The sequence below is a fragment of the Citrobacter sp. VF227 genome, from assembly GCF_052950715.1.
Map to the genome: position 1 here is coordinate 972,580 of NZ_JBRFVF010000001.1, position 16,162 is coordinate 988,741.

Sequence of the window (16,162 nt, forward strand, 5' to 3'; positions counted from 1 at the left end):
TAAATGAGGAAAGCTAAAACTGGGATTAGTTTAGTCATAATTAGGCGTAATGCCATAGGATTATTGATTAAAAAGACAGATTATTTAAGTGATTTTAATTGGTATTTTAATCATTACTGAAAAAGAAGAAGTAATTTATTAAGAGTGTCAATACTCCGGGTTCCCACTCTGAACAAAAAACCGTTCAACGGGCTAAATATTGGTCAGGACTATGTCCAACGCTTTCGCACATAAAATTCACGACATGAATACATAATAGCTAACCCGTTAAATTGGCAAGCGTGAAAAAAGATAACGATTAGCTTTTTTGCCATCTAACGGTATCATTTCACTCCTGGTAGCACCTGCTGGTGCCTGGCTACCCTTTAGCCGATAAGAGGAACGAACATGAAATACCTGGTTACGGGTGCCGCTGGTTTCATCGGCTTCCACGTTAGCAAGCGCCTCCTTGAGGCAGGCCATCAAGTAGTCGGGATTGATAATCTGAACGATTACTACGACGTCAACCTTAAGCAGGCTCGTCTGGCGTTACTGGTACATCCCGGTTTCCATTTTCATAAGATTGATTTAGTCGACCGGGACAGCATGGCTGCACTCTTCGCCTCAGAGCATTTTGAACGTGTGATTCATCTTGCTGCCCAGGCGGGCGTGCGCTATTCACTCGAAAACCCGCATGCATACGCTGACGCAAATCTCACAGGCTTTCTCAACATACTGGAAGGCTGTCGTCATAATAAAATTCAACATTTACTCTATGCATCCTCCAGTTCGGTATACGGCCTGAATCGGAAAATGCCTTTCTCAACGGAGGATTCCGTTGATCACCCCGTATCCCTGTATGCGGCAACCAAAAAAGCCAACGAACTGATGGCTCATACTTACTCCCACCTGTACGGATTGCCTACAACCGGGCTGCGCTTCTTTACCGTGTACGGCCCTTGGGGGCGTCCGGATATGGCGTTATTCAAATTCACCAAAGCGATGCTGGAAGGGAAAAGTATTGACGTCTATAACTACGGCAAAATGAAGCGCGATTTCACCTATATTGATGATATCGCAGAAGCAATCATTCGCCTGCAGGATGTTATTCCTGAGCCCAATGGGAAGTGGACTGTCGAAAGCGGTTCCCCGGCAACCAGCTCCGCGCCGTATCGCGTCTACAATATCGGCAATAGTTCACCGGTTGAGCTAATGGACTATATCCAGGCTTTGGAAGATGCTCTGGGTATTGAAGCGAAGAAAAACATGCTACCGCTTCAGCCTGGAGATGTACTGGAAACCAGCGCAGATACTAAAGCACTGTATGATGTTATTGGTTTTAAACCTGAAACGTCAGTCAAAGATGGGGTGAGGAACTTTGTTGACTGGTACCGTGATTTCTACAAAGTTTAATTACGGACCAATTTAGAATAAAAAGGCCTTTAATAAGGCCTTTTATATGAAGAGTGAGATTAATCGCTACCAAAAAGATCGCGTGTATACACTTTTTCGGCAACATCAGATAATTCTGACGTCATGCGGTTAGAAATAATAATATCTGCCTCATTTTTGAACGTATGAAGATCACGAACGACCCGAGAGTGGAAAAACTCATCTTCCTCCATCACAGGTTCATAAATAATAACGGGCACACCCTTGGCTTTAATACGCTTCATGATTCCCTGAATAGAGGATGCCCGGAAATTATCGGAACCACTTTTCATGATCAAACGATACACGCCAACCACTTTAGGTTTGCGCGCAAGGATAGAATCGGCAATAAAATCTTTGCGCGTGCGGTTAGCATCAACGATCGCGCCAATAATGTTGTTCGGCACAGACGCATAGTTAGCCAGCAACTGCTTCGTATCTTTCGGCAGGCAATAGCCACCGTAGCCAAATGACGGGTTGTTGTAATGATTACCAATTCGCGGATCCAGACACACACCTTCAATGATCTGTCGGGAGTTCAGACCAAGACTTTCAGCATAGCTATCCAATTCGTTAAAGTAGGCCACGCGTAACGCCAGATAAGTATTAGCGAAAAGCTTGATGGCTTCGGCTTCAGTTGAGTCGGTGAACAGCGTCGGAATGTCCTTTTTCACCGCCCCCTCCTGCAGCAATGCTGCAAAACGCTCCGCGCGCTCGGAACGTTCACCAATGACGATACGGGACGGATGCAAATTGTCGTACAGCGCGCGGCCTTCACGCAGAAACTCCGGCGAGAAGAAGATATTGTCGATGCCCAACTGTTCTTTAATCGAATTTGTAAAACCGACCGGGATGGTAGACTTGATGACCATTACCGCATTTGGGTTGATTTCGACCACATCGCGGATCACTGACTCGACGCTCGAGGTGTTAAAATAGTTAGTCTTAGGATCGTAATCAGTAGGTGTCGCGATGATAACGTAATCCGCATCGCGGTAGGCATCATGCTTATCTGTCGTGGCGCGGAAATTCAGTTGCTTCGTCGCCAGATACTCTTCAATCTCTTTGTCAACAATCGGTGATTTCTTCTGATTCAGCATCTCAACTTTCGCCGGAACAATATCCAGCGCGACCACTTCGTGGTGCTGGGCAATCAGAATACCGTTCGACAAACCTACGTAACCTGTTCCTGAGATAGTTATCTTCATTCGCTCTGTAACTTCTTCCGGTTAAACATTTGAGGGTAAACAGACCGCCAGCATTGTGGCGTATCGGCTCAGCATGTCGTCAGTATATCGTGATTTGCCACAACACCGGCTATCAGACCTGGCTGAATCCCATTTTTTGGCAATAAAAAAGCCCGGAGGAACGCTCCGGGCCTGGATTTACAGCAGGGATAAATCAGATTAATCCAGCCATTCGGTGTGGAACACACCTTCTTTATCGGTACGTTTATACGTATGCGCGCCGAAGTAGTCACGCTGTGCCTGGATCAGGTTAGCTGGCAGCACCGCAGAACGGTAGCTGTCGTAGTACGCCACTGCAGCGGAGAAGGTCGGCACCGGAATACCGTTCTGCACAGCGTAAGCCACAACGTCACGCAGCGCTTGCTGATACTCATCAGCGATATTTTTGAAGTACGGTGCCAGCAGCAGGTTGGCGATACCTTTGTTTTCAGCATAGGCGTCGGTGATTTTCTGCAGGAACTGCGCACGAATGATGCAACCCGCGCGGAAGATCTTCGCGATTTCACCGTAGTTCAGATCCCAGTTGTATTCGTCAGATGCAGCACGCAGCTGAGAGAAGCCCTGCGCGTAGGAGACGATTTTACCCAGATACAGTGCGCGACGGACTTTCTCAACGAACTCTGCTTTATCACCAGCCAGTTTAGCCTGCGGGCCCGAGAGAACTTTAGATGCCGCCACGCGCTGGTCTTTCAGAGAAGAGATGTAGCGCGCGAAGACGGACTCGGTGATCAGCGACAGCGGTTCGCCCAGATCCAGAGAGCTCTGGCTGGTCCATTTACCGGTGCCTTTGTTCGCCGCTTCGTCCAAGATCACATCAACAAGGTATTTACCGTCTTCATCTTTTTTGGTGAAGATATCTTTGGTGATGTCGATCAGGTAGCTGCTCAGCTCACCTTCGTTCCACTCGGTGAAGGTGGTTGCCAGCTCTTCGTTAGACAGGTTCAGGCCGCCTTTCAGCAGAGAATAGGCTTCAGCAATCAGTTGCATATCGCCGTATTCGATACCGTTGTGCACCATCTTCACATAGTGACCTGCACCATCCGCACCGATATAGGTCACGCACGGTTCGCCATCTTCAGCAACCGCAGCAATCTTAGTCAGGATAGGTGCAACCAGTTCGTAGGCTTCTTTCTGGCCACCAGGCATGATGGATGGGCCTTTCAGGGCGCCCTCTTCACCGCCGGAAACACCGGTACCGATGAAGTTGAAGCCTTCAGCAGACAGTTCGCGGTTACGACGAATGGTATCCTGGAAGAAGGTATTACCGCCATCAATGATGATGTCGCCTTTATCCAGATACGGTTTCAGGGAATCGATGGCAGCATCGGTGCCAGCGCCCGCTTTCACCATTAACAGGATACGACGTGGGGTTTCAAGAGACTCGACGAACTCTTTTACCGTGTAATAAGGTACCAGTTTCTTACCCGGGTTCTCGGCAACAACTTCTTCAGTTTTTTCGCGTGAGCGGTTGAAGATGGAGACGGTATAACCACGGCTTTCGATGTTGAGCGCCAGGTTGCGCCCCATCACTGCCATACCGACGACGCCGATCTGTTGCTTGGACATTACATACTCCTGTCAGGTGTGGTCACCGCGCAAGGCATGCGCGGCTTGAAATATGGTATGGATGTTAACTCAGGAATAGATGAGATGAATAGCATTTGCTGCGCTATGTCACACTGATTGGAAAATTAGGCAGTCAAAAGAATCTTTCCTGAACAGTAACCCATAGATTTCTATTTTCGCAACAGTTCAAGTATTTCTTGGGTGCGAGCTTCCATCAGCGCCGGGTTACCGCGTGATTCCACGTTCAGGCGCACCACCGGCTCGGTATTCGACGAACGCAGGTTAAAGCGCCAGTCGGCCCAGGCCATGCTGATACCATCGGTGTTGTCGACCTCCAGCGCGTGGCTGGCAAAGTGTTCTGCCACCCGGGCGATGGCCGTCTCGGGTTCGGCAAGCTTGCTGTTGATTTCGCCGCTCGCCGGGAAGGCTGCCATGCGGTCACACACCAGTTCCCCCAGCGTTTTACCGCGCAGGCACAGCAGTTCGGTCACCAGCAGCCACGGAATCATCCCGCTGTCGCAGTAAGCAAAATCGCGGAAGTAGTGATGGGCGCTCATCTCGCCACCGTAAATTGCATCTTCCTGACGCATGCGCTCCTTGATGAAGGCATGACCGGTTTTCGACATCACCGGCGTGCCGCCTGCGGCGCTCACCACGTCCACGGTGTTCCACGATAAACGCGGGTCATGAATAATTTTCGCCCCCGGGTTGCGCTTTAGGAACGCCTCCGCCAGCAGGCCGACGATGTAGTAGCCCTCGATGAACTGCCCGGTTTCATCGAACAGGAAGCAGCGGTCGAAATCACCGTCGAAGGCAATCCCCATGTCGGCATCGTGTTCAATGACCGCATTGCGAGTGTCGGCCCTGCACTCCGGCAGCAATGGGTTTGGAATACCGTTGGGAAAATTACCGTCGGGTGTGTTGTGCACTTTGATGAAGGTTATCGGTATGTTCAACGCCTTAAAGCGCGCTTCCAGCGCATCCACCACCGGGCCCGCCGCACCGTTACCGGAATTGATAACCAACTTCAGCGGTCTGAGGTTTTTCACGTCGATATAGCCAAGCAGATGGTCGAGATACGCCTCGCGCAGGTCGATTTTCTGATAACCGCCGCGCTGCGACGCTTCCACCAAAGGGAAGTCATTGGTTTCCGCCAGACGCTGAACATCACGCAGCCCAGTATCGCCGCTTATCGGGCGAGCACCTTGGCGCACGAGCTTCATGCCGTTGTAATCCATTGGGTTGTGACTGGCAGTCACTTCAATACCGCCGTCTACGCCGAGGTGGAAGGTGGCGAAATAAATCTCTTCCGTACCGGAGAGTCCGATATCCAACACATCAACGCCCGCGTCGCGCAGGCCCTTCGCCAGTGCCATCTTCAGCGCTTCACTGGTAAGACGCACGTCGCCGCCAAGGACGATGGTTTTCGGTTTCAGGTATTCGCCATAGGCCCGGCCAATACGCCAGGCGATGTCTTCGTTAAGCTCATCGCCCAAACGGCCGCGAATATCGTAGGCTTTAAAACAGGTTAACTTTTCCATAATGACCTTATGCTACCCTCAAGCTCGACCATACCGGTCTGCCAAACGCACAATATCGTCCTCTCCAAGATAGGAGCCTGAGCGAACTTCAATCAATTCAAGCGGGATCTTTCCAGGATTTTCAAGACAGTGTTTCGCACCGACGGGAATATAAACGGACTCATTTTCGCCCAACAAGCGAATCTGGTCATTAATCGTAACCTGTGCAGTTCCCGCAACGATTATCCAATGCTCAGCGCGGTGATGATGCATCTGCAAAGAGATCCCTTCGCCAGGTTTAACCGTCAGCCGTTTCACTTGGTAACGTTCACCGGTATCGATGGAATCGTACTTCCCCCAAGGACGATATACTTCGCGGTGGGTATGATGTTCATGCCGGCCATCAGTTTTAATGGATTCGACAATTTTTTTGACATCCTGAACAGAGTTACGATCGGCAATCAGCACCGCATCTTTAGTATGAACCACAACTAAATCCTTCACGCCGACTGTAGCCAACAAGCCTGATTCGGAATACAGAAAACTGTTTTCAGTGTTATGAGAAAGTACATCACCAGTAATCACATTTCCTTCCGGCGACTTGGGACTGATATCCCACAAAGAGGACCAAGAACCTACATCGCTCCAGCCAGCATCCATAGGTACAACCACAGCGTCAGAAGTCTGTTCCATAACTGCATAATCAATTGATTCATCAGGACAAGCCAGAAATGCTTCTTCATCAACCCGAATAAAATCAAGATCTGGATCGACTACGCTCATAGCATTTTCGCACGCGGCTAAGATATCGGGACGGAACTTCTGTAATTCTTCTATATAGCGATCGGCGCGGAATAAGAACATACCGCTGTTCCAGTAGTATTCGCCACTAGCCACGTATGTTTCAGCCTTTTCCATATTTGGCTTCTCAACAAACTGAGCTACCTTGAATGCACCAGTAGTATCAACACTGCTACTGGCATCTCCTCGGCGAATGTAGCCATAACCCGTTTCAGGTTTATTTGGAACAATGCCGAAGGTTACAAGCTTTCCATTCTGCGCATGAGGTAAAGCTTTGCGCACTGCAGCACGAAAGGCTTCTTCGTCCTGAATAACATGGTCGGCAGCTAAAACCAGCATCAGGGAGTGATCGTCAGGCCCAGTCCGAGCTGCAGCTAACGCCGCCAACGCAATCGCCGGAGCAGTGTTGCGACCAACCGGCTCCAGAATAATATTTTTCGTCAGTTTATCCATCTGACGCAATTGTTCAGCGACTATGAAGCGGTGTTGTTCATTGCAAATCACTACAGGATTATCACAGTCAATCCCTTTCAGGCGATGAATTGTCGCCTGTAACATCGTCAACTCTCCATCCAGGCAAAGGAACTGCTTTGGAAAGAGTACACGAGAGAGTGGCCATAAACGGCTACCGGTTCCACCGGCCATAATGATTGGTAAAATCATATTATTTTTCCGCATAAAACTCGTCTTCTTTAGCGTTCATAAATGTTGATTGTCGTAATTTCCAGGAGAAACTCGACATAACAAACTCACATGTATGGTTAGCGAAAACAGAGTAATAATCTTGATCGTTAACCAATCTATTAACCGTCCTTCACAGCCATATATGGTGGTTACAATTATTATCTGTATGCCTTCTTTGATCTCATGCCCTCGAAACCGATGCTTGAATTAGTGCAGGTTTTACTGAAGCCATTCACTCAGTAATATTATATTAAACACTCTCAACATGTCTCACATGATATATACTAACATAACTCTTTAGAAATTTCATTAACATCATTCACTATAGACATATGGGTATATTACTGTAACAATCAACTGTATTTACAACTATCGATAAATATTTTCTTGATGTTGAGTATCAAATTAAACTCTTTTGTTAATTCAGAGGAATTTTTCAAGTACAACTAGATGCTGAATCAGTCAGTTTTCATCAATTCACGCAGCTAGTAAATACGCGACAAATCGATTTTCCGCTCGATAAAAAGTTGGCAACATGTATCAGAACCTTTGCTGATTTATATATTGCTAATAGTAATATATAAATCAGCAAGCGATTGTAATCCCCTACAGTAACGTGCATACCAGTAGCTCTTTTAAATTATTTTACCGGAGTTTCTCTTAAAAATAAATTCAACAATATCCTTGTTGGAATTATGATTTTTATATGTGCTTGCTATCTAGTCGAAATTCCTATTGGGATAGACTCTTATAAATGTAAACCATTCACTGTACAAATGAAACCAAAAATTAAGAGGGAAACATATTTTCATTACATCAATAAAACACTGTGGGATAAATCATACATCTTCAAATCCGTATGGGAACTTTTGTTTCCAATCCCATGAGTCATGTAACATTGTGGGGAGATCTTTTTCAGCCTTCCAATTTAATAGCTTATTTGCTTGTTCTGCATCAGCCCAGTATGAAGCAATATCACCTTGTCGCCTGTCTGAAAAAACTTTATTAATTATTATCCCAGTTTGTTTTCAAAGGCAGTAATGAGATCCAGCACTGAATATCCTATCCCTGTACCTAAATTGAAAAAATGATATCCAGGATTCGTGGACAAGTAATCAATAGCAGCTAAATGACCTTTGGCAAGATCTACTACATGTATATAATCTCTGACGCCAGTTCCATCATGTGTAGGATAATCATAGCCAAATATATGTAGATCCTGGAGGACGCCGCTCGCAACATCCAGTAAAAATAGGACCAGATTGTTTGGAACACCTACTGGGCATTCACCAATCAACCCGCGAGAATGAGCGTAGACTGAATTAAAAAAACGTAGGCAAACTATGTCAAAGTATTTAGTATGATTTAAGTCTTCTAAAATTTTCTCCACAAATAATTTTGAGGTTCCGTAGGGATTTGTTGTACCACCAATTTTGGAGTTTTCCGATAATGGCACACTTTCAAGTTGGCCATGAACGGTTGCGGAAGAACTAAATATAAACTTACGCACGTCGAATTGCTTCATTTTTTCTAACAAAGTTAGATTAGCACAGACATTATTTTTATAATATTTGATTGGCTGATGTTGTGATTCTGAAACTTATTTAAATCCAGCAAAATGGATTACAGCATCAAATTTTCATTTTTAAATACAGTATCAAATATTGGCCCGCTACCAACGTCACCAACAACATGCGAAAATTCTTTATTAGTAATGTTTTTAATTTTCTTCAAGCACTTCGGAGAAGAATTGCTAAAATCATCCAAAACAATAACTGAGTGGCCAGTATTTAATACTTCAACAACTGTATGTGATCCAATCTAACCTGCACCACTGATAACTAAAATATTCATGTGGCCTCTTTGTGAAAAATATAAATGTGCTACGCAGATAAAATTTTTAATTCATTTCCAGAAAATCGCTCGGAAGAGTAATATTTTTCGTGTATTAATTGAATGACTGCCTTATCAAAAACATTATTAGTGACATTATTTGGTAAAGGCTCAGCAACATCGTTAATTAACGATACACACTCTTTATTATCTATTATATCTTCATATCCGATCATCGTGTGCCTGCTGCCATAAATATGTAACCCGTAAGATATAGCCTCAGCAACCTTTGTCTTCATTCCACTCCCCAAGGTCAAAGGAGAATAAAAAATGTCACAAGAAGATAAAAGTGATGACATTTCCGCGCTAGTTAAATCTTCAAACATATAAATATTATCAGGCACTTTAAGTCCCAATGAAGACAATTTTCGCCCAGCAAGCACAAAAATGAAGTCCTTGTTATTTGTGGCTGTATCCAATACTACTTTTGCAGCTTGTACATTAGGGAAAAAGTCAAATGATGCAGTAAAAATGAACTTACGTCTAGGGTCACATTTTAATAATTCAAGTTTAACTAAGAATTCCACCGACTTGAAACCATTATTTTCTTGTTTTTCAAAAACCACAGGTATAATTAAGCTCTTTACATTTTTCAGCCGATAAAAGCGTTCAATCTCTTTTTTGTCATGTTGAGTAATATATGTTACTAGATCCGCAAACTGTAGGCCAAGTTTTTCATTTAGCTTTACAAGAATTCTTTCGAAAGCTGTGCTTATGGTTGTCTTTTTCTGCTGTAAGAGATGATATTCAAAATTATCAGTAAACAAAATGAATTTCTTTTTTGGGAAAAGAAACTTTAATAAACAGCAGATTATACCAAGCCGTGAGTTATGCAAGCCTATAATATCATTTAGACGGCATATGCGAATAATGGAAAAGAGATGAACCATATAAAAGGATGGCAGAAGAAAAAATCTTGAGATTACATCTTGCATACGACCTTTAGAACAAGAAAAATGCTCCTTAAAGGTAGGCGTAAAGTTTTTCACTGCATTTTTTTTATCGATGAGTGTAAGCTCTAACTTTTGTTTTTTAAGAAAGGCAACCAGCGTACGCAAGTATAATCCACCACCTGTTAATTCATTGTAAGAATTTATTGATATCAGACAGAATTTTTCAACAGCCATTTTCAAAAGCCTTTTTCATTATATCTTCGTAGTGATTTTCAGAGAAAACATTTCGTTGCTCGTAAATATCTCGCCTTAATTTAAAATAATTAACATCCGACTGATTCATTATATGGCCAATCTTAGAAATAAGTTCGTCTTTGTTTTCAACCATGAAAACACCTGGATGCCTGTCTGAATACAGTTCACTTATAGCCCCGACATCGTATCCTACTACAGGTGTGCCACAACATAGTGCTTCAACTGTAACAAGCTCAAAACCCTCATACATTGAAGGTAAAATTAATAATTTAGCCTCTTTAAAAACTTGTGGCATCGACTCATAAGGAACACCAATACTAAATGTAACGTTATTTAAGACAGTTAACTCTTCTGGCGGAGGTATACTCGACACCAGATTAAACTGAAATTCAGGATGTGCACTGCAGATATCAATGAGTTCGGCAACGCCCTTTCCTTTTTCAAGCCGTCCTACAAAGGTAATGTACCGCTGAATAGTCACTTCATCTTCGGTAAATTTATTTAAATTGATATAGTTTCTAACTACATCAATTTTACTAGTATCTACGCCATAATATTCCTTCCATTCTCTTTTTACTCTTCTGGATACCGCCCAAATTTTTTTCGAAAATCTTCCGGCACATCTTTCATAGAAAGCTATGACCCCGCTGCCAGATAATAACCGAAGATTTCTTTTCATTATTGTCTGTGAGTAACATTTCATATTACCATGTGCTATTAACAGATCATTGCTGTAAAATGGCGATGAATATCCATGCGATATTACGGTAAATTTATGGCCGAAGATCTTTTTAAAAAAGAAATAAAATGATGTTAAGAGAGGATACAGTAGGACCAGAATTTTTTTATTAATCACAACCCTTGTCAAACGAAAATAATTTTTATCAGCAAGAATTACTGTATGATTTAACTTCTGCAGCACTCTTTTTTGTTGTGAAACTACTCGCTCCACACCTCCCTGACCACCATCACCATTAAATGCAGCTATATAAATAATCATTAAAGAAACTTCCTTGAGAATGAGGATAACTTTGAGTAAATAAAATAAAGCTGGCGATACAATATCGTGTGGTTATCGTTGGTAACTTCATTAATTTGTTGATTAAATTTTTTTAAGAACCGATAATTATTTATTACACTCTCATAATGATATTTAAGTTTGTTAGCTGTTCTTGCACCTCCAGTAGCCTGTTGTGGAGGTAAATTAATTAATAGTGCCTGGGAATCATAAACAAATTTATATTTCTGCAAATACAAACTTAACATGAAATCTGTTTCTTCCCGATAACAATTTCCGGTATAAATTTCGCTAAAACGTGAATTGCCAATAAGTTCGCGTCTGACAAGTATGAGTGCTTGCGCATAAAAACACTCCACCGGGCTCTCTAATTCAGCAGTAAAGCTAAATTCCATTTTACTTAGGTCACTTACAAATCTGCCTTCGCGTTTATGCCGCGCAATACATTGTGTAAACTCAGTCTCATTATTATTCATGTAAAGAATTCTGGCACCAACAATATCTGCGTTCGTTTTTTTCTTTGTGTCTAACATTCTTGCAATTGTTCCCTCCTGCAAAAATGAGTCATCATCACCAAAGAAAATATATTCCCCTTTCGCAATATCTAATCCGCGGTTCTTTGAAAAAGTTTGTTTCTTATTTGTGTCGTTTTCAAGCACAATCAAATTTGGGAATTTATATTGCATTTCCAATAGCACTTCACGAGTATTATCAGTCGAGCAATCATTGATAACAATGACTTCCTGTACTTCTTCCTGAAAGTACCCTGGTAAAATTTTACACAATAAATGTGCACGATTATAACTAGGTATTATCACACTAACATTTTTTTTGATCATATCCTGACACTCTAGTTTTGTAATTTGAGTATAAAACTATAAAGAATGCAACAAATATACTTTTCAGCAAATAAGGGAAGAAGTATAACAATGTTTCTCTGGGAATAAAGAATATTGGTGGTAAAATACTAAAATAAACAAAGTATATCAGTGGGTTTTCTTTTGTAAACTTTTCAGAACTATTCAATAGCAGCAGTACAAGTAAGGGCATTATTAGACATCCAATAAGCCCCATTGCCAACAATGATTCAGAAAGATAGCTCCCACCTAACCCATATCCTTCACTATATAGTTCTGGATTAGCTGTGGCAGATGCCAGATTGCTATAACTAATTGAGGGCAGCTCCACTCCAATACCAAGAATAGATGTCACCGTTATGATAATCTGACTAAATAAATATGAAATATTGGATATGCCATCAACCATGTGAAGTTTTACACTCTGGAAAACTGTGATGTAAGACACTCCCATTCCATATAAAAAATCCACTATTGGGTTATTTCCCTCCAGCAAGGCGATAAAACTACCACCAGACCGCCACATAGAAATGAACTCACTCAAAGCGAAAACTATCAAGAAGACAATCAGCATCTTTGCAATGAGCTTTTTATTTCTAATTTGAATATCGTTGTAATAAATGCAGATTACTGTCAGCAAAAATGTTATAAATTCCCCCCTACTTCCCTTTAGTGAACTAAAGGCAGCTATAATAACTGCCACCAGAAGAAAAGTTTTCCTGACTCTGAATTTCTTAAAGAAGGCACAGATCAGGAAAAAAGAGTAGTAGAACAGGCTAGAAAGAAAATTATAACCAAGCGGTACACTTATATTATTCTGATAGATACCAACATAACTATTTGATTCTATATAGTAGAAGAAATAAAGCCCCTTCAAGACCATTCCTACTGAACCCAGAATGAAAAGTATAAACAGGAACTTTAAAGAAGGTGCAGAATATCGCCCTCCACACTCAGAGACATGACAGGCCCGAGTGTTCTTACTAATAACTAATGCTATAATATATCCGAAATACATTAGTGAGATGGCATAATTAGCATATGCAACATTATCGTCCATGTAACCAGTGATAAACCAATCCGCAATACGAAAATCATAGTTGGTAAAAACTGACAGGAATGGCCTACATCCTAAAAAAACAAACGAAGATATAATCAGGAGACTGGCAGGGGAAGTAACTTTATTACATAAAAAGGATACAATGAAGACTGTTATAGTAGCAACAACCAAAATATAAGTCGATCTAGCCACATTATCGTCAACTAAAAATGAAACTACAAGTATTACCAGAAGGCTAACATACACAACCAAGAGTGGTGTTCGCTTAAATTGCACTGTTGCTATCTCCTTTCCATTTTCGTTTCGCAACGCAGGCTAAAAATATAAACACCAATAACTCACCCAGAAGATTCAATGCGACTCCACCGAGCACATTGTAATTATTAATCATAAACCATGATATTGAGACAACAACAATACCGGACATAATGTTAGCGGTTCTAAGCAATCTAACGTTATCTGTTGGTATTAAAAACTGTACGCCAAGTACATTATTAAGAGATGAGAATATCGTTATTACGGAAGATATCGCAATTATTGTAAAAGAAACATTCACATTACCAATGATCCGGGCTGTAACCTGTCCAAATAGAAGATAACAAACACAGGCTATTGAACTTATTGTTAAATGAATCACCAGGCTTTGCTTAATTTTTGAAGTGAATTCAGTTTCGCTTGTTGTATGTTGCTTCGAAACCTCTGAGAGCATGTACTGAGAGACAGGAACAATTAAGCTTTGGCAAGCAGCAGTAAGCTTTTGTACTATCGAATAAATACCTAAACTGACATGTCCACAATAATTCCCAATTAATATAGGTATTAAGCTACCATAGCTAATTGTTCCTAACACACCAACGAAAACGTTTCCTGCTAGCTTAATTTCTGAAAGGCATTGTTTATGTTCAAGCTGTCTAATATTGATCGGAAAAGTTCTTTTCCTGACATAAAAATAACAAAGGAGCAAACTCCCATTCTGCAACAGGCTAATAATGAATAAATTCTTTCCGTCACATATTAAATAAATTAAAAGCGAGAAAAATAATAATACACGTGTAATTATTTGGCATGATGATAGGAATTTAAAGTCTCCTAACCCCTGAAATAGCCATAAAGGAGTAAATACGTTCCCTATCGCACATAAAAATACTGATGCAATATAAATAGGTGAAGATTGTATAAAATTCAACAACGATAACAAACTTACTGTAACCAAAGCAAAAATAAACAATATGCTTTTCAGAAATATTATTGTCGTATGGTATATATGTAATTCTTCTTTATTATTGCGATATCGAGCTGCAGCCACTGGCGATGTATAGGTAAATCCAAAATCAACGAATAATGAAACCACTTGATATATAGCTGTAATGTATATTAGCTCACCATATTTATCCAACCCAATGTGGCTAATAATTATAGGGATAATGATCACAGGAGCAACATAGTTAAACAATTGTAAAATATATAGACCCAAGAATACATCTTTGATCATTTTCTTTTTATTGGCAAAACTAGACAATTTTTTATCCTGCGTTTTTAATTCCAGAAAAGAATTAATGATAAACCTAGCAATTTTTTTACTTCTAAATACATTAAAGCAAATTTATGCCCTAGGCGAATAATCAATGCAATGGCATTTGGGCCTCAAAACTCATCGCTGATGTACTACTGCTTGTAGCCTGTTATACATTTTTCTACAAAACAGCGTAACACATCCTGCAATAAAAATCTTAGGATAGTTTATTATTAAAACTATTAATTTAAAAATTTCTTTAACAGACCCCGAAAGGCATATTGAGAGAAAAAATATAACGCAGGGAATATTGATAATTTTAATTCCCTCCTATAGATATTCCACGTCCATCGAGCAGCAACCAACTTATTAGCTGATAATGATTCCCTTGAAACCCTATATTGTGCAAGACATTCTTGTATGCATTGGGCATAATTAGTTGCTCTTAATATTTCCAACCACATTAAGTAGTCCTCATGCCCAATACTCTTTTGATAAAACTTCCCTAGTTTCTTTGCATTATAAATACCAGTTAAATTCGCGATGTAGTTTTTGCCTAGCATCATTTTATAAGTAATGAATTGTGGAGCGTTGACTTCAGCCATCTTTTCACCTTTCATATTAATAGTGCTATAATTGGAACAAACAACATCAATATCACCTGTATCGAGTATATTTAATTGTTTCTCTAGTTTCGTCTCACTCCATAAATCATCTGAATCGCAAAATGCAATATACTCCCCCTGCGATTTTTCAATTCCAACATTCCGTGTTTTTGCAACTCCCAAATTTTTGTTATTCCTAAAAATTACAACCTTGCTATTTGTAGAATAAAGACTCTCTAATAGATTTAGAGTCCCATCAGTACTACAATCATCAATGACATATAGCCTTATATTTTTGTAAGTCTGATTCATTATAGAATCAATCGATTGTACAACTGTAGATTTCCCATTGTAAACGGGCATGATAACCGAGACTTTTTCACTTTCCATATCATTGAATTCTTTTTTGTTTCAAGATCGATTTTACACAAACTGGCAAGTAACATTAGCATTTGTAACTTGCACTAATATCGTACTTTATTTGTGATGAATTGGACCAAATGGAGCTTTGTGAATATAAAAATCACAGCTGCACTGGCTCTTTAACGTGGATTATACAGAACATGGCGACGTATTCGCTTGTACGTTTAGCCCACGTTTTGAAAAAAACTACCGGAAGCGAGTAACAACAATTAGAAATTGAGATAATTACCCGAAAAACGATTTGCTTTCCTTGTTCTGGTGAACAGCATGCATAGAAGCCAGTACTTTCTTTGAGGAATACACGTTCAATTAATGTAAGTCACTACCGCATTTGCTGGTCTTCGTCGGAAAACGTGTAGCATATATTCGAAATAATATCAGTATCTAAAGCAGAACGATGCCAACATTTTGCGCAAG

At 41.0% G+C, this 16,162-nt stretch carries 11 protein-coding genes and 1 pseudogene; 1 reads left to right on the forward strand and 11 read right to left on the reverse strand.

Going from position 1 to position 16,162, the window contains the following annotated elements; all coding sequences use genetic code 11:
* Positions 1–387: 387 nt before the first annotated feature.
* The gene (locus tag ACU8YC_RS04940) at positions 388–1,392 is read left to right on the forward strand and encodes an NAD-dependent epimerase (protein WP_446895071.1); all 1,005 of its coding nucleotides are present in this window, start codon (positions 388–390) and stop codon (positions 1,390–1,392) included.
* A gap of 59 nt (positions 1,393–1,451) precedes the next feature.
* Here the strand turns inward: ACU8YC_RS04940 and ugd are convergent, their stop codons facing one another.
* The 11 genes and pseudogenes from ugd to ACU8YC_RS04995 all read right to left on the reverse strand — a co-directional run bounded on the left by ugd (position 1,452) and on the right by ACU8YC_RS04995 (position 15,712).
* Complete coding sequence (gene ugd, locus ACU8YC_RS04945) at positions 1,452–2,618, reverse strand: UDP-glucose 6-dehydrogenase (RefSeq protein ID WP_151219744.1); 1,167 nt, start codon at positions 2,616–2,618, stop codon at positions 1,452–1,454.
* A gap of 198 nt (positions 2,619–2,816) precedes the next feature.
* Complete coding sequence (gndA, locus tag ACU8YC_RS04950) at positions 2,817–4,223, reverse strand: NADP-dependent phosphogluconate dehydrogenase (protein WP_048224404.1); 1,407 nt, start codon at positions 4,221–4,223, stop codon at positions 2,817–2,819.
* Between the two features lie 170 nt (positions 4,224–4,393).
* The gene (gene cpsG, locus ACU8YC_RS04955) at positions 4,394–5,764 is read right to left on the reverse strand and encodes a phosphomannomutase CpsG (protein ID WP_210904606.1); all 1,371 of its coding nucleotides are present in this window, start codon (positions 5,762–5,764) and stop codon (positions 4,394–4,396) included.
* An 18-nt stretch (positions 5,765–5,782) separates the two neighbouring features.
* On the reverse strand, positions 5,783–7,207 hold the full coding sequence (gene cpsB, locus ACU8YC_RS04960) for a mannose-1-phosphate guanyltransferase (RefSeq protein WP_423390422.1): 1,425 nt from the start codon (positions 7,205–7,207) through the stop codon (positions 5,783–5,785).
* An 860-nt stretch (positions 7,208–8,067) separates the two neighbouring features.
* A pseudogene (gene galE / locus ACU8YC_RS04965) lies at positions 8,068–9,049 on the reverse strand (UDP-glucose 4-epimerase GalE).
* Between the two features lie 62 nt (positions 9,050–9,111).
* Complete coding sequence (locus ACU8YC_RS04970; RefSeq protein ID WP_210904604.1) at positions 9,112–10,248, reverse strand: glycosyltransferase family 4 protein; 1,137 nt, start codon at positions 10,246–10,248, stop codon at positions 9,112–9,114.
* Positions 10,238–11,269: a glycosyltransferase family 4 protein gene (locus tag ACU8YC_RS04975; RefSeq protein WP_446895072.1), complete on the reverse strand. Its 1,032-nt coding sequence runs from the start codon at positions 11,267–11,269 to the stop codon at positions 10,238–10,240. Before ACU8YC_RS04975 ends, ACU8YC_RS04970 begins: the two co-directional genes overlap by 11 nt.
* Positions 11,269–12,126 (reverse strand): glycosyltransferase family 2 protein, encoded by an 858-nt coding sequence (locus tag ACU8YC_RS04980; RefSeq protein ID WP_210904602.1) that lies wholly within the window; start codon positions 12,124–12,126, stop codon positions 11,269–11,271. Before ACU8YC_RS04980 ends, ACU8YC_RS04975 begins: the two co-directional genes overlap by 1 nt.
* Complete coding sequence (gene wzy / locus ACU8YC_RS04985) at positions 12,107–13,480, reverse strand: O-antigen polysaccharide polymerase Wzy (RefSeq protein WP_210904601.1); 1,374 nt, start codon at positions 13,478–13,480, stop codon at positions 12,107–12,109. Before wzy ends, ACU8YC_RS04980 begins: the two co-directional genes overlap by 20 nt.
* A complete protein-coding gene (locus tag ACU8YC_RS04990; protein ID WP_423390418.1) occupies positions 13,470–14,723 on the reverse strand; it encodes an oligosaccharide flippase family protein in 1,254 nt (417 codons plus the stop codon). Before ACU8YC_RS04990 ends, wzy begins: the two co-directional genes overlap by 11 nt.
* Positions 14,724–14,959: 236 nt before the next feature.
* Entirely contained in the window at positions 14,960–15,712 is a 753-nt protein-coding gene (locus ACU8YC_RS04995) for a glycosyltransferase family 2 protein (RefSeq protein WP_446895073.1), read from the reverse strand.
* Between the last annotated feature and the right edge of the window lie 450 nt (positions 15,713–16,162).

Coding starts and splice junctions, on each gene's coding strand:
- ACU8YC_RS04940 (WP_446895071.1), top strand. CDS start 388: ATGAAATACCTGGTTACGGGTGCCGCTGGTTTCATCGGCTTCCACGTT.
- ugd (WP_151219744.1), bottom strand. CDS start 2,618: ATGAAGATAACTATCTCAGGAACAGGTTACGTAGGTTTGTCGAACGGT.
- gndA (WP_048224404.1), bottom strand. CDS start 4,223: ATGTCCAAGCAACAGATCGGCGTCGTCGGTATGGCAGTGATGGGGCGC.
- cpsG (WP_210904606.1), bottom strand. CDS start 5,764: ATGGAAAAGTTAACCTGTTTTAAAGCCTACGATATTCGCGGCCGTTTG.
- cpsB (WP_423390422.1), bottom strand. CDS start 7,207: ATGATTTTACCAATCATTATGGCCGGTGGAACCGGTAGCCGTTTATGG.
- ACU8YC_RS04970 (WP_210904604.1), bottom strand. CDS start 10,248: ATGGCTGTTGAAAAATTCTGTCTGATATCAATAAATTCTTACAATGAA.
- ACU8YC_RS04975 (WP_446895072.1), bottom strand. CDS start 11,269: ATGATTATTTATATAGCTGCATTTAATGGTGATGGTGGTCAGGGAGGT.
- ACU8YC_RS04980 (WP_210904602.1), bottom strand. CDS start 12,126: ATGATCAAAAAAAATGTTAGTGTGATAATACCTAGTTATAATCGTGCA.
- ACU8YC_RS04995 (WP_446895073.1), bottom strand. CDS start 15,712: ATGGAAAGTGAAAAAGTCTCGGTTATCATGCCCGTTTACAATGGGAAA.